Origin of the sequence: Chlamydia felis Fe/C-56 (assembly GCF_000009945.1) — a bacterium.
Taxonomy (GTDB): Bacteria; Chlamydiota; Chlamydiia; order Chlamydiales; family Chlamydiaceae; genus Chlamydia; species Chlamydia felis.
In genome coordinates, this window is the sequence record NC_007899.1 from 401,235 (window position 1) to 422,830 (window position 21,596).

Sequence of the window (21,596 nt, forward strand, 5' to 3'; positions counted from 1 at the left end):
ATGGAATTTTCATTAGCTTCAATGTTACCGATAGCTTGGTATGCTATACTAGTAGTTGCGGTATTCGCTTATTCTTTGGGGGATGGTTTTGATTTAGGTTTGAGTACAATCTATTTCATATCTCGGGCGGATGAAGAACGACGCGTCTTACTTAATTCCATAGGACCTGTTTGGGATGGTAATGAGGTTTGGCTCATTATTATTTTTGGCGGACTTTTTGCAGGATTTCCCTCTGCCTATGGCGCATTATTGTCCATTTTTTACATGCCAATATGGACCCTAGTTTTACTCTATATCTTTAGGGGATGTTCTTTAGAGTTTCGCAGTAAAGCGGAATCTACGAAATGGAAAGCTTTTTGGGATGTTGTTTTCTGTGTATCAGGTATCGCTATTAGTTTCTTCCTAGGAGCTATAGTAGGGAATATGATTTTAGGATTGCCTATGTCTCCAACGACACAATATTCCTCGCTATCTTGGCTACTATTTTTCCGTCCCTATGCATTCTTGTGTGGGGCTCTTGTTGTCAGTGCTTTTTCTATTCATGGAGCAACGTTTACTTTAATGAAAACTTCCGGGGAATTGCATCATCGTATTGTTAAACGTTTTTCTTATGTTTTATCGGCCTTTTTAGTTATTTATCTTCTTTTAATCGGTACTACTTTGGTTATGATACCACAAACCAAAGGGTATTCTTTCCCCATAGGGAGTTTTATTGGCGTCCCTACATACCCAGTATTGATATTACTATTGGCTATGACTTTGGCCTGTAGTTTAGCGACAAAAACTTGCATATCTAAACAGCGTTACGGTTGTGCTTTTCTCTACTCTTCGTGCAATTTACTCCTGTTGATACTATCCTCAGTAGCTTTGGTTTTCCCAAATCTCTTATTTTCTACGGTAAGCTCAGAGTACAGCTATACGATTTATAATGCAGCAGCTAGTATGAAAACTTTACAGAGCCTTTTAGTGATTGTACTTGTTGGCCTGCCATTTATCATTGCCTATGGCGTGTATATTTATCGTGTGTTCAAAGGTAAAACAGATTTCCCTTCGGTGTATTAGAGTAGCCCAAGGGGTTTGTTGGTGACAATAAGCTCATAAACTCTATGAGAACGGTAATTGCCTAAAGGGGATTTCTACAATTGTAGAAATCTCTGAAAGGTTTCTTTAAGTTAGGGAACCTAGGCAGGAAATTCTATAAATCAAAAAAGATATTCTACTTTTGCTTGTCTAGTACTAGACACTCAAAAAATTCGAAACGAACTTAGAAATAGTCTAAGAAACTTCTTTGATATTGATTATGTAATAAGCCGGAAAAGCAAAATGGTTGTTTGGACGAGGAAGACATTCTACAGAAACTCTCTTTCCTAACCATTGTTCGAGGTCTATTTTTGTCGCATAGACAAAGGCAATAGTATTTTCCTGATCCTTTAGCAAATAATCCCCAGGATTATGTTTTACGACATGGGGGTAAATTTCAAGCTCTCCAACAAAAGTCTGCTTTTTCTTCTTTTCTTCTTCATAGAAGGCTTCTTGGGTAAGCTTTTTAGCACTTTCTTGAGGCTGCATGCTTGCCCAAATCTTAAATAACGAATATTCTAGACTTTCTCTTCCTTGAGTTTGTGGAGAGGTTTTTATTGTTGTTTGCTTGCGGATATGTCGAGATAATAAAGATCCTCCTGTTATCGCGGGAGTTTCCTTATTGTAACAAGTCTCAGAAGAGCTCGATACTTGTTGATTACTTATAGACTTATTTTGTTCTGCTAAAGATTTCGATAGGTAAGTATCCTGAATTTCTTCTAAAGCCTTTTGTATTAAAGGCTGTAAATCTGGAACATCATTAAATTCTTCGGATTGCAAAAGATTTATCTTTTTATAAATGGCTTCTAAATCTACGGCATCCAAAGTTTTATTTAACTCTGTTTGAGCAAACTTGACGGCAGAGTCTAGTAAATCCAAAGCGATTTTTTTCTGACCTTCTCTATGTTTATAGAGATCTATGGAGCCTTTTTGGGAAACGAAGTTTTTGGCAACATAGAACGTACATTGGCTGGGTAAAACAATTTCCAACCATTTTCCTTGCGATTCTCTAGATGTCGTTTGTATCTCTGTGCCTCGTGATAAACGTGTAAGAACAGGAGCTGAGGTTGAGGGTTCTAAACGTACGTTTACTTGCTCGCCTTCGATAACATTATCTAAGACAAATGTACGAAATACGTATCCTTTGATTCCTTCAGGAGCTGAAACAACGTAGTAGTCTTTACTTTCACCGATAACGGCGATGTAGTCACCTTTGGAAAGTTCTTTAACAATGGAACTATCAACATGAGGAGCTAAACGCAAGCGCACCCGATTTCCTTTGATTTCTCCCGTAAATGGAGCAAAGGAAGTTTTGTCTGTTTGCACAACAGGTGTCTTTGAAGAAGAAGATGCAGCGTGTAAACTTGCTGAACCTATTCCAGACCCGATGGCAAACAAAAGCATAGAAATCGATAACGTTCGCATGCTTTACTCCTACAATGTGTTCACATTAGAAATCGATACAAGGATGTGATCTAGTCCTCTAGGGGATGCTTCCCCTAGAAAAAAGAATTATATCGACTGCAGTGAAAAAGTCAATTATCTTACCAAACGAGCTGAACTAGGCTATGCATTAAGTATAGAGAACAGCTTTTACATGTTCACAATTTAACTTGCCACAGGTACATCCAATAGGTGTTCCTAAATATACGCTAAACTGTTCATTTGGATTTAAAGGATCGGTAACAAGATAAAGTTTATTTCCACTTTGACTAATATCCCATGTGCGGAAAGATAAATCTTGATCGGACACTGTTGCCTCTTCTTCTTCACTAATGGCTCTACCAATCTGGCAATGCATACAGTTGCAATGAGGCTCTGCTTTAGGCAGAAGGTTTTGATTATTTCCTGCTAGCGTACGAATCATGGTAACCATTTTTTCTAAAACATCCGCAGGCGCATCGGGATGATCTTTATGCTCGGGAATATGCTGCAAGATCATTTCCATGGGGCTAGCTCCAGAAAATAGCGGAGACATGAGGGTGTTAGGTGAGAACATTTGAATGTCGGTATCTTTAGATAATTGCTGAAGTACGTTCATTAACATACCCAGCTTGTCATCCTCTCGACCGGATTCAGTGCGGAGCGCTTGAGAAGATTCTAGATGAAGAAGATGCTCCTGGAAAGCAATATCGATAATAGCTTGGTCTAAATTGGGAATGGAAATAGTTTTCCCATCAATTAAATGTAATTTGAGGGTGGCCTGTCCCTTAACTTCTCCTTCCTGAGATTCAATAAAGGCTATTTGGTTCCATCGTGCAGAAATATAAGGAGGGATGCAAATCAATTGGTCATTAATTTTCACTTTCATGGCGACCTCCAATGGTAAACTCTACTGTTATTGCTTAAACGTTATTGTAGAGGAGCTTTGTTTTTTTTGACAATCGAATTAGCAGTTGTTGTTGTTGATTGCTAGTTTCTAGCTTAACCTCTTGAAGGTGTTAAGCAATTTTTCTTTGTTTGGCGGAATAACAATAGAGTTTTTTTTACTTAGAATTATATAAAAGGGTCAAGAGGTTTCTAATAAATTTTTGTCAATATAAGCACAGATTTTCAGGGTATTTATTCGCGCATTTTCTGAGTTTTATTAAGAAAGCTATTTTCAGATATAAAGTGTCTTGATTGGGGTAGGAGCCCTGTTTCGTTAGGAGTTTGCTAAATGAAGAAAACAATGGTCATTGATACGAGTGTATTTATTTATGATCCTGAGGCCCTATCATCTTTTGAGAATACGAGAATCATCATTCCTTTTACGGTGATTGAAGAGTTAGAATCGTTTGCTAAAGATCGTGATGAGTCAGCAAAAAATGCTTCGCGAGCTTTGAGCAACATTCGTTTATTGCTTGAACGGTCTGGCAACCACGCAGAGGGCATATCTCTTCCTAATGGTGGTGAGTTGCGTATAGAAGTTTCTTCCATTGCCAACCTAGCTAATGATGACAAGCGTAGAAAACTCCTCACGCTAGAATTACTACAAGTGATCGCTCAACGTGAACCTATGGTTTTCGTGACAAAAAGTCTAGGACGTAGGGTGCGAGCCGAAGCTTTAGGAATAGAAGCTAGAGATTACGAGAACAAGAGATTTTCTTTTAGATCATTGTATCGTGGGTATCGCGAGTTAAAAGTCTCCGCTTCCGATGTAGAAAATTTTTATACACATGGGTATTTAGATGTTTCTTTGGATATCGCTCCATCACCCAACGAGTACTTTTTTATTTCTGGAGGAGAGAATTATTTTGCTCTAGGTCATTATCACGATGCTGAGGGAAGAATTGTTTCCTTAAAAACTCTTCCAGATAAAATTTGGGGAATCAAACCTTTAAATACTGAACAAAAATGTGCCTTGGATCTTCTTTTGCGAGACGACATAAAATTGGTTACTCTTGTGGGACAGGCAGGATCAGGAAAAACAATTCTAGCTTTAGCGGCAGCTATGCATCAGGTGTTTGATAAGGGGAATTATAATAAATTATTAGTAAGTCGTCCTATTATTCCTATGGGAAAGGATATAGGATTTCTTCCAGGGCTTAAGGAAGAAAAACTTCTACACTGGATGCAGCCTATCTATGACAACATGGAATTCCTTTTTAGTATTAATGGTATGGGGGATTTTTCCGAGGCTCTGCAATCTTTAATGGAAGCTAAAAAATTAGAGATGGAAGCGCTCACCTATATTCGTGGAAGGTCTTTGCCAAAAGTATTTATGATTATTGATGAGGCTCAAAACCTCACGCCCCACGAGATTAAGACAATTATTTCCCGAGCAGGAAAGGGAACCAAAATTGTTTTAACAGGAGACCCCACGCAAATCGATAGTTTATATTTCGATGAAAACTCCAATGGTTTGACTTATTTAGTAGGTAAGTTTCACCACCTATCTCTTTATGGCCATATGTTCATGACGCGTACAGAACGATCTGAACTTGCTGCTGCTGCTGCAACTATTTTGTAGCTTGACAGTTTATCAGCCTAAGAGATCATAGAGTTCTTCTTTTGCAGTTTTTGGGGGAAGAAGGGGTTGCTTTGTGGGATCAATATCTGAAGATGCTGGTGTTATATTTCCGCATACCTTCTTAAAGTAGCCCATAACCAAATGCAGCACTTTGAGAACAGCTTGGTAAATAATTAAAAGGCCTTTGATTCCAAAAAGTTCAAACCAGGCATCCTTGCGAATTCTTGGCAAAACTTCGTTGATTTCTAGGCATGGGGAAATGGAGCATATTGCACTATAACCTCCAGTCGGGAGTAGCACGGCTGTTTCAATACGGGAAGTTCCTAATAATGCGCGCGTTCCTGTAAAAGTACTAAAAATTGGTAGATAGCTTAAGAAGGATTCGAAACGATAATGATCCAGCAATCCGTTTGGAGTATGTTTGTGTCGGATTACTAAAACCGTTTGTTGTGTAAATCTCATACTTTTCTTAAGCTTGTATAATTGTGAGGTTTGAATAAAACTATTACTCAAAAACAAGTTTTTGAATAGATACTGATGAAAGTCCGCATGTGATTCAAGAAATTATTTATTTTTTTGATAAAGAATGAAATGGAGCCGCAATACGGAACTTCTAAATAGTCGGGGAAATGGAGGTGGAGAGACTCGAACTCTCGTCCTTGGTAAACTCCCTGCTAACCTCTACATGCTTAGTCCCTAGTAGTAATACATTGAATTTCCTCAGCTAAGAACATCTATGGAAACCAACGACTCTCAGTGATCTCGAATAAACCTCCTTGAGAATTAGAGAAGGTGAATTCCAACCAGATAGATGACGGCACTTCACAAACCTCTGGTGGAGTCCATGAGTACCGGGTTATCTAGAAGTTATCTAAATAACAACTTGTGCTAATTAAGCAGCTAATCTTTCCTGAGTTAGGTCAGAGAAACTGATAATTTCGCATTCAGCCTTAGGTTCGGCATTTATTGTTTTGTCGGCTTTTTAGGAGGCCAGCCAACGCCCTCCGCATGCAATTAACACTTTATTTCCAAGTCGAAACCTATACACCCCCAGAATATATTTTAAGTTTTTCTTCGCTTTTGTGCAATTTAAGTATCCCTCTATTTTAAATGTTGTCAAGAGAAGGAGAATTTTTCTCAAATTCGAGGGGAATGTGGACGAAAACCAGGGAAATCTTTATTTTGGAGGAGATTTTACATCTATAACGCACGCAATAATTAGAGCATGAATACAGAGGGTGAAGGAAGCAAGGAAAGCCTTGCTAACCGAGAAGAAAAAATATTGGATTTTTGGAAAACACAAAATATTTTTCAAAAATCGTTGAAAAACAGAGAAGGGAAAACCCTGTATTCTTTCTACGACGGTCCGCCGTTTGCTACAGGTCTACCTCATTACGGCCATCTTCTTGCAGGGACAATCAAAGATGTTGTTGGGCGTTTTGCCACCATGGATGGGTATTATGTTCCTAGGCGTTTTGGTTGGGATTGTCATGGTGTTCCCGTAGAATATGAAGTGGAAAAATCCTTAAATCTCACGACTCCAGGAGCAATTGAGGACTTCGGTGTGGCGAAGTTTAACGAGGAATGTCGAAAGATTGTTTTCCGTTATGTGGATGAATGGGAGAGTTACGTAACTCGTTTGGGAAGGTGGGTAGACTTTGCCTCTACGTGGAAGACCATGGATGCTTCATTCATGGAAACCGTCTGGTGGGTATTCCGTTCTCTTTATGATCAGGGTTTGGTTTATGAAGGAGTTAAAGTTGTTCCCTTCTCCACCAAATTAGGCACACCTTTATCAAATTTTGAAGCAGGTCAAAATTATAAAGAAGTTGACGATCCTTCTGTAGTCATTAAGTTTGCTTTGCACGGAGATCCTGCATCTTTATTAGTATGGACGACAACACCCTGGACTCTGGTGTCTAATATGGCAACTGCAGTGGGTCCTGAAATTACTTATGTTCGTATTGCTGATAAAGCTTCCGGAGAACAATGGATTTTAGGCCAAGGATGTCTTGAACGCTGGTTCTCAGATGTAGATTCTTATGAAGTTTTAGAAAGCTTTCCAGGAACAGCTCTAGTTGGAAAAAGTTACGAACCACCCTTTAGCTTTTTTGAACATAAACGAGCAGAGGGGGCTTATAAAATTCTTTCCGGCTCATTTGTAGAGGAGAGTGAAGGAACGGGAGTTGTCCACATGGCTCCTGCTTTTGGTGAGGCAGATTTCTTTGTCTGTAAGGAGAATCGGGTTCCTATAGTCTGCCCCGTGAATAATCATGGTTGCTTTACTGAAGAGATTCCTGAGTATCAGGGGCAGTACATTAAGAGTTGTGATAAGGGAATCATCAAGTCTTTAAAAAATCTTGGAAAGGTTTTTTATCATGGCACTGTGATGCACCGCTATCCTTTCTGTTGGAGAACGGATACTCCATTAATTTATAAAACAGTGAATTCTTGGTTTATTTCTGTTGAGAAGATCAAGGATAAAATGTTGCGAGCGAATAGGAAGATCCACTGGGTGCCAGAGCACATTAAAGATGGTCGTTTTGGCAAGTGGTTAGACGGAGCTAGGGATTGGGCAATTAGCAGAAATCGTTACTGGGGCACTCCAATTCCTATTTGGAAAAGTAAGGACGGAGAAATCTTAGTGATAGGCTCTATAAAAGAGCTTGAGGAGATTACCGGAACGAAGGTCTCTGATCTACATTGTCATTTTATTGATCAGTTAAAAGTTGAGAAGGACGGAAAGTTATTCCAGAGAGTGCCTTATGTGTTTGACTGTTGGTTTGATTCTGGAGCGATGCCCTATGCCCAAAACCACTATCCTTTTGAAAATCAGAAGGAAACAGAAGCTGCTTTCCCTGCTGATTTTATTGCGGAAGGTTTAGATCAGACTCGAGGATGGTTTTACACTCTTACTGTAATATCCTCAGCCTTATTCGATCAGCCAGCCTTTAAAAATGCGATAGTCAATGGTATTGTTTTGGCTGAAGATGGCAACAAGATGTCAAAAAGGCTAAATAACTATCCCAGCCCTATAGGGATCATGAATACCTATGGAGCTGATGCTCTACGGCTGTACTTATTAAACAGTGTTGTTGTGAAAGCCGAAGATTTGCGTTTTTCTGATAAGGGCGTTGAATCTATTCTTAAACAAATCCTCCTACCTTTAACAAATGTATTATCATTTTTCAAAACTTATACGGATTTATACGGTTTTGATGCGGATATGTATGGTAAGGAAGAGATTGCCTATAGTGAGATTGACAAATGGATTCTCTCCGATCTCTATACTGTCGTTGGTAAAGTTCGTGAGAGCATGAACTCTTACAATTTAAATACTGCCGTAAGCCCATTTGTCTCTTTTATTGATGATCTAACAAATTGGTATATTCGCCGTTGTCGTCGACGTTTTTGGGAATCTGAAGATACTCCCGATAGAAGAGCAGCTTTTGCTACACTTTATGAAGTGCTTACAGTTTTCTGCAGGGTGATTGCTCCCTTTATTCCATTTATCTCTGAAGATATCTATCAGCAGATCAAAACAGACAAGTCCGAAGAATCCGTGCATCTCTGTGATTTTCCTCATGTTGATCTTGCTAAGGTATTTCCAGATTTAGAGCAGCGTATGGGAGATGCTCGTGAGATTGTTGGCCTAGGGCATTCTTTACGTAAAGAACATAAGTTAAAAGTTCGTCAGCCTTTAGCCCATTTCTATATAGTGGGTCCTAAAGAAAGATTGGATGAATTGGCTTCTTTTGAGCAGCTCATTGCAGAAGAGCTTAATGTAAAAAATATTGTATTTTATAAAGAGACGCCAAGTTTTGTAAAAACAACCGTAAAACCTAATTTCCGCTCTTTAGGTAGAAGAGTAGGAGAGAAGATAAAGGATGTGCAAAGAGCTCTTAGTACTCTTTCTCAAGAACGAATACAACAGTTACTAAAACAGCAATTTATCTCTCTTGATTTAGGTTCCGAAGAAATCACTCTAAGTATTGATGATATATTGATTTCCTGGGAAACAGATCCCGGATATGTTGCACGTAGTTCTTCTTTGTTTACTGTTGTGCTTGATTGCCAATTAACTGAAAGCCTTATTGTTGAGGGGATTTCACGAGAACTAGTGAATAAAATTAACACAATGCGTCGTAATCGTAAGCTTCATGTTTCAGATCGTATTGTTTTGCAAATAAAGACATCCGAAGATGTTGAAAAGGCATTTTTACATTACGAAAATTATATTTGCGAAGAGACGTTAACTACTCAATTTGAGTTTACAGATGCTGTTGAGGGAGAGGAGTGGGATATTAATGGTCATCCTACGGTTATCTCCCTTAAGATTGCCTCCACATCAAACTAAAATGCCAAATTTTTTAGTAAGTGTGAAAAAGAAGACTCCTAGTTAACAAGGGTCTTCTTTTTATTGTTTTTTCTCATTCCTTGGAAATAAACGTCGGTGTCTTTGGTAGTACATGTGTCCAAAGAGACAGATAAAGAATCCCAGGGCCAAACCGTTAACTAAGTAACCTGGTAACGTGGTTGGAGCGGGAACATTTTTTAAATGTCCAAAATGACCCAAAGGCCAGAAAATCCATAAAGGTGACCCTAAAAGATTTTCTAAAGGAACAAAACCAAATTCTCTACTGTCGGCACTCATTGGGTAATTATCTCCCAAAACCAAGACATGGCCCTCAGGAATTCGTATTCCAAAATTGCGAATAAACTCTGAGAATTGTTCTAAATCTTGAGGTGGCGGTCCTCTATCGATAAAACCTATGTAGGGACGTTCTTCTGAAGAAGCTTCCTGTTTAGCTTTCTCAGATTCTACGAATTTTTGCAAAGCAGGATCATTTTTAATGAAAATCGGGGAGTCCATAACATAGAGATTCCCTTGATTATAGAATGCATAACGGCTTGGTAAAGGATTGTATTTGGGATTTTTAGGAATGAAGAAAGAACTAAAATTAATGCCACAATTGAACAAATCAATGACTTGATTGTCATTTAACTGCATTAATGCATGCGTCGGTTTTAGCTTCTGGCGCATGCCTCCAAAACCTATTTTATAAGCTTCTCCTTTTGAATACTCATAACAACCGTTATCGACTCCAGGGAAAGGAAGTGCAAAAAGTTTAGCAGTTCTCTCTGCACCCGGAGCAAATGGCTGATACTTGTAGGCAACACCGTCAGAAATAATAAATCTTGAAGTAGTTAAATTGTTCCTAATAAGATGGATGTGCTCTTGTCGTAAAGGAAGAAGCGTTTTCATGGGTTGGATTGTAGGAACTATCTGATTGTTGTAATGTTGAAGATGGGGCTTAGGATAGGAAACATTTGGAGTATGACATATTTCTAGGTATGTTTGAGCTGTTGGAGTCTGCAGTGTATGACATAGGCTAGCTTGTTTGTGTGTGAGAATGCGCACCATTGCGTAGTTGCCCATTCCAAAAAGATCAGAATAGCTAACAGGAGAGGGATGAGGAGTTTTTAATCCATTGGGGATGTCATTATGCCAGGCATTATTGTGGAAAAATTTCCCATAGGTGCCTTCTTGAGGTAGGGAAATCTTCCCGCAAGGTTGATTCATTTGCTTAAAATAAGCAGAAGATTTATCGCTATTTACGATTTCTACAGAGCCATCAAAAGATATATAAGGAACGTGATAGAGATTCTCAAGTCCAAAAGTCGTGGGGAAATGAATAATTTTGTTATCTTTATCTAGGCCGTAAATCTTCCCTCCATAAAAGTAGAGAGTGTCTCCGGGTTTCCCCATGCAGCGCTTAATATAACGTTTTTTCCCCGGAATGAATCCAAAATACTTGGTATCGGAGTTGGGGATGGGCAGGTCGCCAACAGTAAAAACTACAAGCCCCCCGCGAGTTACAGCTTCGGGGCGAAATCCCCAGGGTTTTTTATTAAAAGGAAAATGTAGGCCAAATGTTGTTTTAGAAACAATCATCCGGTCTTGTTCTAAAATAGTTGGTCGCATGGATCCAGTAGGAACTTCATAAAGTTCAAACCAAAATTGGCGAATAAGAAAAGCTACAACAGCAGCAAAAAGAATGGCTTTAGTGAGTTCCCAAGACTTTTTGGCAAAAGATGCTGGGTAGTGCTTCGCAAATTGTTGCGCTTGTTTTGCAAGTTGGCTTGCAGTTTCTTGATCTTGTTGAAAGATGGCATCTTCAAGTTGTTCCAATAACGTTTGCAGTTCTTTTTTAGATTCGGGGTGTTGAGAGAGTTTTTTGTTTTTAAGTAATTGATAGGTTGAACGAAGTACTTGACGACTTTTATTTAAGGAATATCGATATTTCATGAAGATGCCTAAAGAAACTCTTAATTACTTTCTGAGTTTGATTTTTCCCACATTTATTGGGAAATCGAAAAGGGCGTGTCCCTAATCGAAGTTATGGCTATACTTAGCGCATCTAAAATAGACAAAAGCTATACGCATATTTTAATTGTAGTGTTAAAAATTAAAATACGAGCGTCTAAAAAGCCTTGGTTACTATTTTACTGTATTAGATTTTTCAATCAAAAATATTTTCTAGACAGGTTTAAGAATTTGGTGTTTTTCAAAATTTCATCTAAAAAACGTCTAGGAGTTATGTTAGCATAGGTTTTGCCTGTCTGATTTATTCCTTAATATTCGGAAGACTATAGGAATAAGGAGATACGGCGTTATGACCCACATCTATTGTTCTTAAAACAATCGTTCCTTTCGGAGTTTCTATACTAGTCCATAAAGGGAAAACAGAAATTTCTGGGGCTGTAAAATACATTAGCACATTTTTCTCTGATAAAACAGAAGAGTCCTTAGGCCATTTTGCATGCCAAGCTTGCGCAGGCGCTTTAACTGAGCCATTTCCTTCTATAGTAATTTTAGGGGACCATGGACTTTGATTGTTCCCCTGTTTTTTTATTAAATGCGCCGGAGCTTCGTTTAAAGAAAGTTGTAGAAGGGTAACGAACATAGGAAGATCGTTCGTTTGCATGCGACGCAATTCTTGGGTTTTGGGGTTCAAACAAAAAATACATATGTCTTGTTTTGTCAGGGAAATTAAAAAAATTCTTCTAGGTGAAAGGAGCTTATTAATTAGACTTTTCCACGGAGTGTTTTGTATTAATGCGCGGTCTTGTTGAGATAAATGTGGAAATTCTGTCATTTCTATCCACATAGATTCCGGAGACGCAGATTTTACAAACAAAAAAAACTTTTGAGAGCCCTTGCTAAAAACCGCATAGTCTCCAGTTTGAGCAAGAAAAATATTCTTTTTTAAAGAGTGTGAAAATTCCGAGAAAGCTGAACAGGGAAAGAGAAAAATCACTAAAACAAAAAGTCTTTGGAACAGAGAAGATAAGCGTGTTTTTTCTTGCTTTTTCATAAGGTATTTCTGTACACTTTTCCTTTAGTATTTCATAATGTGTTTCCCACATACCATAAGATGGTGATTTTGGAGTTGTCAATATGAAAAAGAACACTCATCTTGACTACAAGCAAGTTTTATTCGTAGATTCTTCTACGGGATATAAGTTTGTTTGCGGATCTACATATCAAAGCGATAAGACGGAAGTTTTTGAAGGACAAGAATATCCTGTGTGCTACGTCAGTGTGTCTTCTTCTTCACATCCTTTCTTCACAGGAAGTAAGAGATTAGTGGATGCCGAAGGCCGGGTAGATAAGTTCTTAAAACGTTACAGTAATGTAAAGCCTGCGCAACCTGTTCAAGTTGCTGAAGAACCTGTTGCCAAAGGCAAGAAAAAGCCTTCACTAAAGAAAAAGAAATAGTCTTCTCTTTTTAAGTTTTAATGTTTTTATAAACACGTTGTCATTCTCTATTTTAATTGGGTATTGAAGCGTGTTTTTTTGTGTAAAGCTTTAATCTGAAATATTCACGCCTTATGACAAACATATTCTTACACCCACACCCACAAATAGCTGTTAGTAATTTTTGTGTGTTTGCAGTGACTCATATTGATTGGGTGTGATAAAACTATAACTCATGGTACTGATTTGCAAAGCAATCAAAGGCTTTGCTTGCAGTCATTTGATCCGAAGATGCTTTTGTAGTATCGCTGTGAAAGCTTCCATTGGCGGCTACGAGCCCCCAGAAGTTAAATAATTTGAATATAAGAGCTTCTCGTTCTCAAGTCGAGAAGTTTGTCAGAAACTCTCGATTGAGAAGTGGTGCATGGAAAAAAAGATTCTAGAGTATTTGAAGCGCCTAGAGGAAGTGGAAGTTAAGATTTCTGATCCGGAAATTTTTAATAATCCTAAAGAGTATAGTAGTTTGAGTAGGGAGCACGCACGTCTTACTGAATTAAAAAACGTGTATGATAAGGTTTTAAGACACGAAAAAATTCTCAATGATGATAAACATGCTCTGGCTCAAGAAAAAGATCCTGAGATGATTGCAATGCTAGAAGAGGGTATTCAATCAGGAAAATCTGAAATTGAAAAGCTTTATAAAATTTTAGAAAATTTATTGGTGCCACCCGATCCAGATGATGATTTAAATGTGATCATGGAATTGCGCGCGGGTACAGGAGGAGATGAGGCGGCCCTGTTTGTGGGGGATTGTGTGCGGATGTATCATCTGTATGCTTCTGCTAAAGGATGGAAATATGAAGAGCTTTCAGCTTCTGAATCTGATATCGGCGGATATAAAGAATATGTCATGGGTATCTCAGGAACTGGGGTAAAGCGCTTGCTTCAGTATGAAGCGGGAACTCACCGAGTTCAAAGGGTCCCCGAAACCGAAACTCAAGGACGTGTTCATACGTCTGCGATTACTGTGGCCGTATTGCCAGAACCAGCAGAAGACGATGAAGAAGTCTTTGTCGATGAGAAAGATTTAAAAATAGACACTTTTAGAGCTTCCGGCGCTGGCGGCCAGCACGTAAACGTTACAGACTCAGCAGTAAGAATTACTCACTTGCCTACGGGTGTTGTTGTTACTTGTCAGGATGAACGTAGTCAGCATAAAAATAAAGCCAAAGCTATGCGTATCTTAAAGGCTCGTATACGTGATGCTGAGATGCAAAGACGTCATAAAGAAGCTTCGGCTATGCGCTCGGCTCAGGTGGGTAGTGGAGATCGATCGGAAAGAATTCGCACCTATAACTTCTCGCAAAATCGCGTGACCGATCATAGAATAGGCCTTACTCTGTACAATTTAGATAAAGTTATGGAAGGGGATTTAGACACCATTACTTCAGCATTAGTTAGCCACGCTTATCACCAGCTCTTTCAAAATGGAAACGAAGAGAATTCTTAGCAAAGCTTCTGCATATTTAAAATATCATGGCGTTGCTTTCTCCGATAGAGAGGCTTCTGATATTTTGATGGATTTTCTTGGAATAAGTTCTCGGGCGCAATTAGCGTCTGTAGTTCTAGATGCAGATTCTTTAGAAACTTATTGGAAACGTGTTCAACAAAGGGCAGCGCGAGTCCCTACGTCCTACATTCATGGTAGCGTGAGTTTTTTAGGTCTGCATTTAGATGTGGATTCTCGCGTGCTTATTCCTAGAATGGAAACAGAATTGCTTGCTGAGCGGATCATAAAGTATTTAACCCAGCATCCTCATATTCGGACGTTTTATGACGTGTGTTGTGGTAGTGGGTGTCTAGGATTGTCTGTAAAAAAATATTGTCCTGAGATTCAGGTTGTTCTTTCAGATATTTGTCCAAAAGCTGTGGCTGTAGCTAAGGCAAATGCTTCTATAAATAATTTAAAAGTGGAAATTCTTCTTGGGGACTTATTTTCTCCCTACTCTTATCCGGCAGATGCTTTTGTCTGTAATCCGCCCTATCTTTCTTTTAGTGAGATCATGTACGTGGACCCTGAGGTGCGTTGTCATGAACCATGGAAAGCTTTGGTTGGAGGAAGTTCTGGAGTCGAGTTCTATGAAAGAATAGCTCAAGATTTAGACCTTGTTTTATGCCCCGGAGGTGTGGGATGGTTAGAAATTGGCTATCGGCAAGGAGAACTAATAAAAAAAATTTTTGCAGGCCGTGGTGTTTCTGGAACTATATACCAAGATCTCTCAGGTTGCGATAGGATTTTTTTTCTTGAAAATCAAGCAAGTGATGCTGTATCCTCATGAGATTATTCTTGATTTTTGCTGAGTAGATGATCAGTTCTTTATCGCAAAAACTATCCTCGATTTTTTCTTCGCTGATTTCCTCTCGTAGAATTACTGAAGAAAACATATCTGAAGCGATCCGAGAAGTCCGCTTGGCTTTGCTAGATGCTGACGTGAATTACCATGTCGTTAAAAGTTTTATTGCTAAGGTAAAGCAAAAAATTCTTGGAGAGGAGGTGTGGAAACACGTTTCCCCCGGACAACAGTTTATACGACATTTACACGAAGAATTGACAGAATTGCTCATCAGTAGTGAAGCTGATTTAACGACTTCAGGAAACCCTGGAGTGGTTTTGCTTTGTGGTTTACAGGGAACAGGGAAAACTACGACATGCGCTAAACTCGCAGCTTATGTTCTAGAGAAACGTAAGGCAAAGAAAGTGTTGGTTGTTCCTTGCGATTTGAAGCGCTATGCAGCAGTAGATCAATTAAGAAATTTGATTTCAAAAACCAAAGCAGAGCTGTATAATAGCGAAGCGCAAGACCCTGTAAAGGTTGTTTCTCAAGCTTTAGATTATGCAAAACAGAACGGTCATGATCTTGTTTTAATTGATACAGCCGGTCGATTGCATGTGGATGAGGCTATGATGGAAGAATTGGCTTCCATACAAAAGGCCTCTAAATCCTGCGAAAGGCTATTTGTAATGAACTTGGCTATGGGGCAAGACGCTGTTACTACAGCCAAAGCATTTGATGATTGTTTAGATCTTACTGGAGTTATTATCTCCATGACGGATGGCGATGCTCGCGCAGGTGCTGTTCTGTCAATGAAAAGTTTATTGGGAAAACCAATAAAATTTGAAGGGTGTGGTGAGAAAATCCAAGATCTTCGACCTTTTAATGCGGAGTCTATGGCGGATCGCATTTTGGGTATGGGAGATACTATGCATTTTGTTCAAAAAATGCGCGAATGTATCTCAGAGGAAGAAGACGAAGAACTTGGGAAAAAGTTAATAGAATCGACCTTCACTTATGAAGATTACTATAAGCAAATGAAGGCGTTTCGACGTATGGGTCCACTCAGAAAGCTTATGGGGATGATGCCAAGTTTTGGTGGCATGAAACCTAGTGATAAAGAGATTGCGGACTCCGAAGAACATATGAAAAGAACAGAAGCTATTATCCTCTCTATGACTCCTCAAGAGAGAAGTGAAAAGGTAGAGTTAGATATGAGCCGCATGAAAAGAATAGCGGCTGGCTGCGGATTGACTTTAGGTGATGTAAATCAGTTCCGCAAGCGTATGATGCAATCTAAAAAGTTTTTTAAAAATATGAGTAAAGAAAAAATAGAACAAATGAAAAAGAAAATGTCTGGAGGAAACCTGTGGCGTTAAAAATTCGTTTACGACAACAAGGGCGAAGAAATCACGTAGTCTATAGATTAGTACTTGCTGACGTAGAGTCTCCTCGTGATGGTAGATACATAGAATTGTTGGGTTGGTACGATCCTCACAGCACAGTGAATTATCAATTGAAAAGCGAACGGATTTTTCATTGGTTAAATCAAGGCGCCGAACTTACAGAGAAAGCTGCTGTTTTGATTAAACAAGGAGCTCCGGGGGTTTACAGTGAATTAATGGCTAAGAAAATGACGCGCAAGGCTGTTATGTGCCAAAAACGCCGTGCTTATCGCCAACGTCGTTCTTTAAAAAGAGCTGAAACCGCACAAGCTGTTTCTAAATAATTTTTAGGATTATGGGATGGAGATCGATATACTTTCTTTATTCCCAGATTATTTTGATAGCCCTTTGCGATCCAGTATTTTGGGTAGGGCTATTAAGAACGGGCTGTTGAAAATCCAATCCAGAGATATACGAGAATTTGGGTTGGGGAAATGGAAACAGGTAGATGATGCCCCTTTTAATAATGATGGAATGCTTCTTATGGCAGAGCCTGTGGTGCAGGCAATAAGATATGTTAAAAGAAGAGAATCCAGGGTAATTCATCTTTCACCACAAGGAGTGCCTTTAACAGCTCAAAAAAGCCGAGAATTAGCAAAGTGCTCACATTTGATATTCTTGTGTGGACACTACGAAGGCATTGATGAAAGAGCCTTAGAAATTGAAGTGGATGAAGAGATAAGTATCGGTGATTATGTATTAACTAATGGGGGAATTGCTGCCTTAGTTGTAATCGATGCCCTATCTCGTTTTATTCCCGGAGTTTTGGGAAATCAGGAGAGCGCAGAAAAGGATTCTCTAGAAAATGGGTTGTTAGAAGGACCTCAATATACACGTCCTCGAGTGTTTGAAGGTAGAGAGGTTCCTCAAGTGCTTCTTCAAGGAGATCATCAAGCAATTGCTCGATGGAGAAAGCAAGTAAGTTTAGATAGAACCCGGGAAAGACGGCCTGATTTATATGTTCGCTATCTTTATGATCGAGAGAGTGAGGATGTTCCCCAGATGGAAGCCGATCCAAAGCAGTCTGCCTTTGAAGGAGAGTGTGCTGTAGTTTTGGATGTTGAAAACATAAATCGGTCAAAAAGATTTTATTCTAAGGTATTTAAATCAAATCAGCCTATTGGTGATAAGCTATACATCCCAGGGAAAACGCAGATGGTACTACATTTGCAAGAAGTGGGGTTAAAAAATAAAAATACAGCCGTTTTGTCGCTTCGACTAGATTGTGAAAACGATTTTTATAGTTTTTTAGGACGATGGAAAATGCTTGGAGGGACTCTAGAACAAGCTGACGATCGTGGAGCGGTGAGATTAGTTCGTGATTTTGACGGCCATTTATGGGCAATCTCTTGCAAAAAGGCAAAATAGAAATAGAGAATTTAGGTGAAGTATATGGGGAACTTAATTAAGGAATTGCAAGACGAACAACTTCGAAAAGAAGATTTGGAAGATTTTCGTGTTGGAGACACCATTCGTGTAGCTACAAAAATTGTGGACGGTGGTAAAGAACGTACACAAGTATTTCAAGGTACTGTGATGGCTCGTAGAGGTGGCGGAGCAGGAGAAACCGTTTGTTTGCACCGAGTAGCTTATGGCGAAGGTATGGAAAAGAGTTTCTTACTTCATAGTCCTAAGATTGTAGGTATTGAAGTAGTGAAACGTGGTAAGGTTTCTCGAGCTCGTCTGTACTACTTGAAAGGTAAGACTGGTAAGGCTGCTAAAGTTAAAGAGTATATTGGTCCTAGATCTTCTAAAAAATAGTTATAGCTATTGAATCTAGCTGATTCCTGATTTTATTTAAGACATACCGATCTATGCATACCCTAGTTGAAGAACAGCTGTTTTTGTCTAAGACTATCTTTGAAGAAGAAGTTTTTAGTGAGGGCTTTTCCATTATAGCTGGTGTAGATGAGGTCGGTCGAGGCCCATTAGCAGGACCTGTGGTTGCGGGAGCCTGCATTCTTCCTCGAGGAAAGATATTTGCCGGAGTGAATGATAGCAAGAAACTTTCCCCCAAGGAAAGAGGCAGAATGCGCGATATTCTTGTGAATGATCCGGATGTATATTATGGAATCGGAGTTGTCTCTGTAGAAAGAATAGATGAGATCAATATCCTTGAAGCGACCAAGGAAGCTATGGCAGTAGCTATAGCCAATCTACCTGTTCATCCTGATTTTCTTCTTGTGGATGGTTTGCATCTGCCCCATAAGATTCCTTGTAAGAAGATTATTAAAGGGGATTCAAAAGTAGCCTCCATTGCTGCAGCATCGATTATAGCTAAAGAATATAGAGATGATTTAATGCGAGAGCTTCACCAGCGTTATCCTGATTATGGTTTTGATAAGCATAAGGGTTACGGTACTGCTGCTCACTTGGCAGCATTGAAGGCTTTCGGTCCCTGTGATTGTCATAGGAAGAGTTTTGCTCCCATAAGGCGCAGGTAGTCTGATATTTTATGAAAGATAAAGTTAGTTTCCCCTTTTCTCCCGATCGACCTCTGTGTGTACCGAAGCTATTTACTATTAGTGCTCCTGCCGGAGCGGGGAAAACTACGCTAGTGCGTATGTTAGCAGAGGAATTCCCGGATTCTTTTCAAAAAACTGTGTCATTAACAACGCGATCGCCTCGTCCTGAAGAAGTTCACGGTGTAGATTATTATTTTGTTTCTCAAGAAGAGTTTCTGAAACGATTAGATAGTGGTGATTTTCTAGAATGGGTAGCTCTTTTCGGAGAATATTACGGAACTAGTCGTTTAGAAATTGATAAAATTTGGAAATCTGGAAAACACGCGATTGCAGTGATTGATGTGGAGGGAGCTTTAGCTTTACGGAGTAAAATTCCTACCGTGACTATTTTTATTTCCGCTCCCTCCCTGGAAGAATTAGAAAGGCGTTTAAAACATAGAGGATCTGAACAAGATGCTCAAAGACAAGAACGGTTGCAGCACAGTCTCATAGAACAAGCTGCTTCCAGTAAATTTGAATACGTCATTATCAATGATGATTTGGAAAAATCTTACGAGATTTTGAAAAGTATTTTTATAGCAGAAGAACATAGGAACGTATTATGACCAACAAAGATCGTTTAACCAATGAAAAGTTAAACCAATTGTTTGAAAGCCCATTTAGTTTGGTTAATTATGCAATCAAACAGGCAAAAATCAGGATAGCAAAAGGCGATGTTCGTTCTTCTAATGCTGCTATTGAGGCTTTGGTTTTATTAGAAAGAGACGGCGTGCAGGCTGATTTTGCAGAAGAAGATGTAGAAAATATCTCCGCTCCCGTTACTGAAAGAAAAAGAGAAAGTTCTACTTCAGGAAGAAGAAAAGATCCTTCAGCTTATACATGGAGTGATGTGAAATAATGCCTTCGCGAGTTCTGATTACCTCGGCATTACCTTATGCTAATGGACCTTTACATTTTGGACATATAGCCGGGGCCTATCTACCCGCAGATGTCTACGCTAGATTTCGTAGGTTATTAGGGGACGACGTCCTTTATATTTGTGGTTCTGATGAGTATGGAATCGCAATCACACTAAATGCCGAACGCGCAGGTTTAGGCTACCAAGAGTATGTGAATATGTATCATAAGATACATAAAGATACTTTTGATAAATTGAAGATTTCCCTCGATTTCTTCTCACGTACAACAAATCCTTTTCATAAAGCCCTTGTTGAGGATTTTTATACGCAGCTGAAGTCCAAAGGTCTTATAGAGAATCAGACTTCTCTTCAGTTATACTCTGAAGAAGAAAACCGTTTTCTCGCAGATCGTTATGTAGAAGGTACGTGCCCTAGATGTGGGTTTGATGGAGCTCGTGGTGATGAGTGTCAAAAATGTGGGGCTGACTATGAAGCTACTGACCTAATACATCCACGATCTAAATTGTCAGGATCCGAACTCGTTCTGAAAGAGACAGAACATGCCTATTTTCACTTAGAACGCATGGTCGAACCTTTATTGGATTTCATAGACAAGAGCTATTTACCAGAGCATGTCCGAAAATTTATTGTAGATTATATAAAGAATTTACGCCCACGCGCCATTACCAGAGACCTATCTTGGGGAATTCCCGTTCCTGATTTTCCTAATAAGGTTTTTTATGTCTGGTTTGATGCCCCTATTGGTTATATTAGTGGGACTATGGATTGGGCGGCATCTGTAAATAATCCTGAAGCTTGGAAAGACTTTTGGTTGGAAGAGTCTACAGAGTATGTACAGTTTATAGGGAAGGATAATATTCCTTTTCATGCTGCGATATTTCCCGCAATGGAACTGGGACAGAGTATTCCTTATAAAAAGATGGATGCCCTAATATCTTCTGAATTTTATCTTCTTGAAGGAGCACAATTTAGTAAATCCGAAGGGAATTACATAGATATGGATGCCTTTTTGGATACCTATTCTCTTGATAAATTACGTTACGTGTTGGCGGCAACAGCTCCAGAAACTTCTGATAGCGAGTTTACCTTCTTAGATTTTAAAACACGCTGTAATTCGGAACTTGTGGGTAAATTCGGGAATTTTATTAATCGTGTTCTTGCTTTTGCTGAGAAAAATGGATTTAAGGAATTAGTATATTCCGAGACACTTTTAGAAGATAAAGATAAAAAGTTCCTAGATGATGCGCAAAGAATCGTTCAGGAAGCTCGGGAGCATTATAGTAAGTATAGTTTGCGCAAGGCGTGTTCTGCGATTATGGAGTTAGCGGCATTAGGAAATATATACGTTAATGATCAGGCTCCATGGAAATTGCTTAAAGAGGGATTAGCCCATCGTGTAGAGGCGGTACTCTTTTGTGCATGCTACTGTCAGAAATTGCTGGCGTTGATTTCTTATCCTATTCTTCCTGGAACAGCTTGGGAAATATGGAATATGTTATCTCCAAAATCTTTGGATCTTGTAAATCAAGACAAAGATCGAGTGAAAAACCTATGGAATTCGGAATTTTTCGATGTTTCTGATGAGGTTTTTTCACTAAAAACGCCACAGCTGTTATGTGCGATTGTAGATTAGGCTTTC

The 21,596-nt window shown here is 39.1% G+C and carries 19 protein-coding genes and 1 other RNA gene; 14 read left to right on the forward strand and 6 right to left on the reverse strand.

Features of this window, described 5'->3' with window-relative positions; all coding sequences use genetic code 11:
- Entirely contained in the window at window positions 1-1,062 is a 1,062-nt protein-coding gene (gene cydB / locus CF_RS01730; RefSeq protein WP_011457894.1) for a cytochrome d ubiquinol oxidase subunit II, read from the forward strand.
- Between the two features lie 213 nt (window positions 1,063-1,275).
- On the opposite strand, the gene CF_RS01735 is transcribed toward cydB, so the two are convergent.
- Window positions 1,276-2,505 (reverse strand): SH3 domain-containing protein, encoded by a 1,230-nt coding sequence (locus CF_RS01735; protein ID WP_011457895.1) that lies wholly within the window; start codon window positions 2,503-2,505, stop codon window positions 1,276-1,278.
- Window positions 2,506-2,653: 148 nt separating this feature from the next.
- The gene (locus CF_RS01740; protein WP_011457896.1) at window positions 2,654-3,391 is read right to left on the reverse strand and encodes a hypothetical protein; all 738 of its coding nucleotides are present in this window, start codon (window positions 3,389-3,391) and stop codon (window positions 2,654-2,656) included.
- Window positions 3,392-3,739: 348 nt separating this feature from the next.
- Here CF_RS01740 and CF_RS01745 point away from each other — a divergent pair, with 348 nt between their 5' ends.
- On the forward strand, window positions 3,740-5,032 hold the full coding sequence (locus tag CF_RS01745; protein ID WP_011457897.1) for a PhoH family protein: 1,293 nt from the start codon (window positions 3,740-3,742) through the stop codon (window positions 5,030-5,032).
- 12 nt (window positions 5,033-5,044) lie between these two features.
- Here CF_RS01745 and CF_RS01750 read toward each other — a convergent pair whose 3' ends face one another.
- Window positions 5,045-5,494, reverse strand: a complete 450-nt coding sequence (locus CF_RS01750) for a hypothetical protein (protein ID WP_011457898.1) — start codon at window positions 5,492-5,494, stop codon at window positions 5,045-5,047.
- Between the two features lie 165 nt (window positions 5,495-5,659).
- Window positions 5,660-6,084, reverse strand: a transfer-messenger RNA (tmRNA) gene (ssrA, locus tag CF_RS05155).
- A 173-nt stretch (window positions 6,085-6,257) separates the two neighbouring features.
- Here ssrA and ileS point away from each other — a divergent pair.
- Entirely contained in the window at window positions 6,258-9,389 is a 3,132-nt protein-coding gene (gene ileS / locus CF_RS01755; RefSeq protein WP_011457899.1) for an isoleucine--tRNA ligase, read from the forward strand.
- Between the two features lie 60 nt (window positions 9,390-9,449).
- Here ileS and lepB read toward each other — a convergent pair whose 3' ends face one another.
- Both lepB and CF_RS01770 read right to left on the reverse strand, forming a co-directional pair.
- Window positions 9,450-11,342 carry a signal peptidase I gene (gene lepB / locus CF_RS01760; RefSeq protein WP_011457900.1) on the reverse strand — a complete coding sequence of 631 codons (1,893 nt, stop codon included), beginning with the start codon at window positions 11,340-11,342 and terminating at the stop codon, window positions 9,450-9,452.
- Between the two features lie 319 nt (window positions 11,343-11,661).
- Complete coding sequence (locus CF_RS01770; RefSeq protein WP_011457901.1) at window positions 11,662-12,411, reverse strand: hypothetical protein; 750 nt, start codon at window positions 12,409-12,411, stop codon at window positions 11,662-11,664.
- Window positions 12,412-12,494: 83 nt separating this feature from the next.
- Here CF_RS01770 and CF_RS01775 point away from each other — a divergent pair, with 83 nt between their 5' ends.
- From CF_RS01775 to metG, 11 genes are all read left to right on the forward strand, one after another.
- Window positions 12,495-12,815 carry a type B 50S ribosomal protein L31 gene (locus CF_RS01775; RefSeq protein WP_011457902.1) on the forward strand — a complete coding sequence of 107 codons (321 nt, stop codon included), beginning with the start codon at window positions 12,495-12,497 and terminating at the stop codon, window positions 12,813-12,815.
- 403 nt (window positions 12,816-13,218) lie between these two features.
- Window positions 13,219-14,304 (forward strand): peptide chain release factor 1, encoded by a 1,086-nt coding sequence (gene prfA, locus CF_RS01780; protein ID WP_011457903.1) that lies wholly within the window; start codon window positions 13,219-13,221, stop codon window positions 14,302-14,304.
- Window positions 14,282-15,133, forward strand: coding sequence for a peptide chain release factor N(5)-glutamine methyltransferase (gene prmC, locus CF_RS01785; RefSeq protein ID WP_011457904.1), 852 nt, complete (start codon window positions 14,282-14,284; stop codon window positions 15,131-15,133). Before prfA ends, prmC begins: the two co-directional genes overlap by 23 nt.
- A 26-nt stretch (window positions 15,134-15,159) precedes the next feature.
- Window positions 15,160-16,506, forward strand: coding sequence for a signal recognition particle protein (gene ffh, locus CF_RS01790; protein WP_011457905.1), 1,347 nt, complete (start codon window positions 15,160-15,162; stop codon window positions 16,504-16,506).
- Window positions 16,497-16,856 (forward strand): 30S ribosomal protein S16, encoded by a 360-nt coding sequence (locus CF_RS01795; protein WP_011457906.1) that lies wholly within the window; start codon window positions 16,497-16,499, stop codon window positions 16,854-16,856. Before ffh ends, CF_RS01795 begins: the two co-directional genes overlap by 10 nt.
- 16 nt (window positions 16,857-16,872) lie before the next feature.
- Window positions 16,873-17,940, forward strand: coding sequence for a tRNA (guanosine(37)-N1)-methyltransferase TrmD (gene trmD, locus CF_RS01800; RefSeq protein WP_011457907.1), 1,068 nt, complete (start codon window positions 16,873-16,875; stop codon window positions 17,938-17,940).
- Between the two features lie 24 nt (window positions 17,941-17,964).
- Entirely contained in the window at window positions 17,965-18,333 is a 369-nt protein-coding gene (rplS, locus tag CF_RS01805) for a 50S ribosomal protein L19 (RefSeq protein ID WP_011457908.1), read from the forward strand.
- A gap of 53 nt (window positions 18,334-18,386) precedes the next feature.
- The gene (locus CF_RS01810) at window positions 18,387-19,016 is read left to right on the forward strand and encodes a ribonuclease HII (RefSeq protein WP_011457909.1); all 630 of its coding nucleotides are present in this window, start codon (window positions 18,387-18,389) and stop codon (window positions 19,014-19,016) included.
- 11 nt (window positions 19,017-19,027) lie between these two features.
- On the forward strand, window positions 19,028-19,642 hold the full coding sequence (gmk, locus tag CF_RS01815) for a guanylate kinase (RefSeq protein WP_011457910.1): 615 nt from the start codon (window positions 19,028-19,030) through the stop codon (window positions 19,640-19,642).
- A complete protein-coding gene (locus tag CF_RS01820; protein ID WP_011457911.1) occupies window positions 19,639-19,935 on the forward strand; it encodes a hypothetical protein in 297 nt (98 codons plus the stop codon). The genes gmk and CF_RS01820 overlap by 4 nt, the downstream gene beginning before the upstream one ends.
- On the forward strand, window positions 19,935-21,590 hold the full coding sequence (gene metG / locus CF_RS01825) for a methionine--tRNA ligase (RefSeq protein WP_011457912.1): 1,656 nt from the start codon (window positions 19,935-19,937) through the stop codon (window positions 21,588-21,590). Before CF_RS01820 ends, metG begins: the two co-directional genes overlap by 1 nt.
- The last annotated feature ends 6 nt before the right edge of the window (window positions 21,591-21,596 follow it).

What these genes read in the sequence shown, in the direction of transcription:
- CF_RS01740 (WP_011457896.1), bottom strand. Translation starts at nt 3,391, where the DNA reads ATGAAAGTGAAAATTAATGACCAATTGATTTGCATCCCTCCTTATATT.
- prfA (WP_011457903.1), top strand. Translation starts at nt 13,219, where the DNA reads ATGGAAAAAAAGATTCTAGAGTATTTGAAGCGCCTAGAGGAAGTGGAA.
- ffh (WP_011457905.1), top strand. Translation starts at nt 15,160, where the DNA reads ATGATCAGTTCTTTATCGCAAAAACTATCCTCGATTTTTTCTTCGCTG.
- prmC (WP_011457904.1), top strand. Translation starts at nt 14,282, where the DNA reads ATGGAAACGAAGAGAATTCTTAGCAAAGCTTCTGCATATTTAAAATAT.
- lepB (WP_011457900.1), bottom strand. Translation starts at nt 11,342, where the DNA reads ATGAAATATCGATATTCCTTAAATAAAAGTCGTCAAGTACTTCGTTCA.
- ileS (WP_011457899.1), top strand. Translation starts at nt 6,258, where the DNA reads ATGAATACAGAGGGTGAAGGAAGCAAGGAAAGCCTTGCTAACCGAGAA.
- gmk (WP_011457910.1), top strand. Translation starts at nt 19,028, where the DNA reads ATGAAAGATAAAGTTAGTTTCCCCTTTTCTCCCGATCGACCTCTGTGT.
- metG (WP_011457912.1), top strand. Translation starts at nt 19,935, where the DNA reads ATGCCTTCGCGAGTTCTGATTACCTCGGCATTACCTTATGCTAATGGA.
- CF_RS01770 (WP_011457901.1), bottom strand. Translation starts at nt 12,411, where the DNA reads ATGAAAAAGCAAGAAAAAACACGCTTATCTTCTCTGTTCCAAAGACTT.
- CF_RS01820 (WP_011457911.1), top strand. Translation starts at nt 19,639, where the DNA reads ATGACCAACAAAGATCGTTTAACCAATGAAAAGTTAAACCAATTGTTT.
- CF_RS01810 (WP_011457909.1), top strand. Translation starts at nt 18,387, where the DNA reads ATGCATACCCTAGTTGAAGAACAGCTGTTTTTGTCTAAGACTATCTTT.
- CF_RS01735 (WP_011457895.1), bottom strand. Translation starts at nt 2,505, where the DNA reads ATGCGAACGTTATCGATTTCTATGCTTTTGTTTGCCATCGGGTCTGGA.
- CF_RS01750 (WP_011457898.1), bottom strand. Translation starts at nt 5,494, where the DNA reads ATGAGATTTACACAACAAACGGTTTTAGTAATCCGACACAAACATACT.
- rplS (WP_011457908.1), top strand. Translation starts at nt 17,965, where the DNA reads ATGGGGAACTTAATTAAGGAATTGCAAGACGAACAACTTCGAAAAGAA.
- trmD (WP_011457907.1), top strand. Translation starts at nt 16,873, where the DNA reads ATGGAGATCGATATACTTTCTTTATTCCCAGATTATTTTGATAGCCCT.
- CF_RS01745 (WP_011457897.1), top strand. Translation starts at nt 3,740, where the DNA reads ATGAAGAAAACAATGGTCATTGATACGAGTGTATTTATTTATGATCCT.
- cydB (WP_011457894.1), top strand. Translation starts at nt 1, where the DNA reads ATGGAATTTTCATTAGCTTCAATGTTACCGATAGCTTGGTATGCTATA.
- CF_RS01775 (WP_011457902.1), top strand. Translation starts at nt 12,495, where the DNA reads ATGAAAAAGAACACTCATCTTGACTACAAGCAAGTTTTATTCGTAGAT.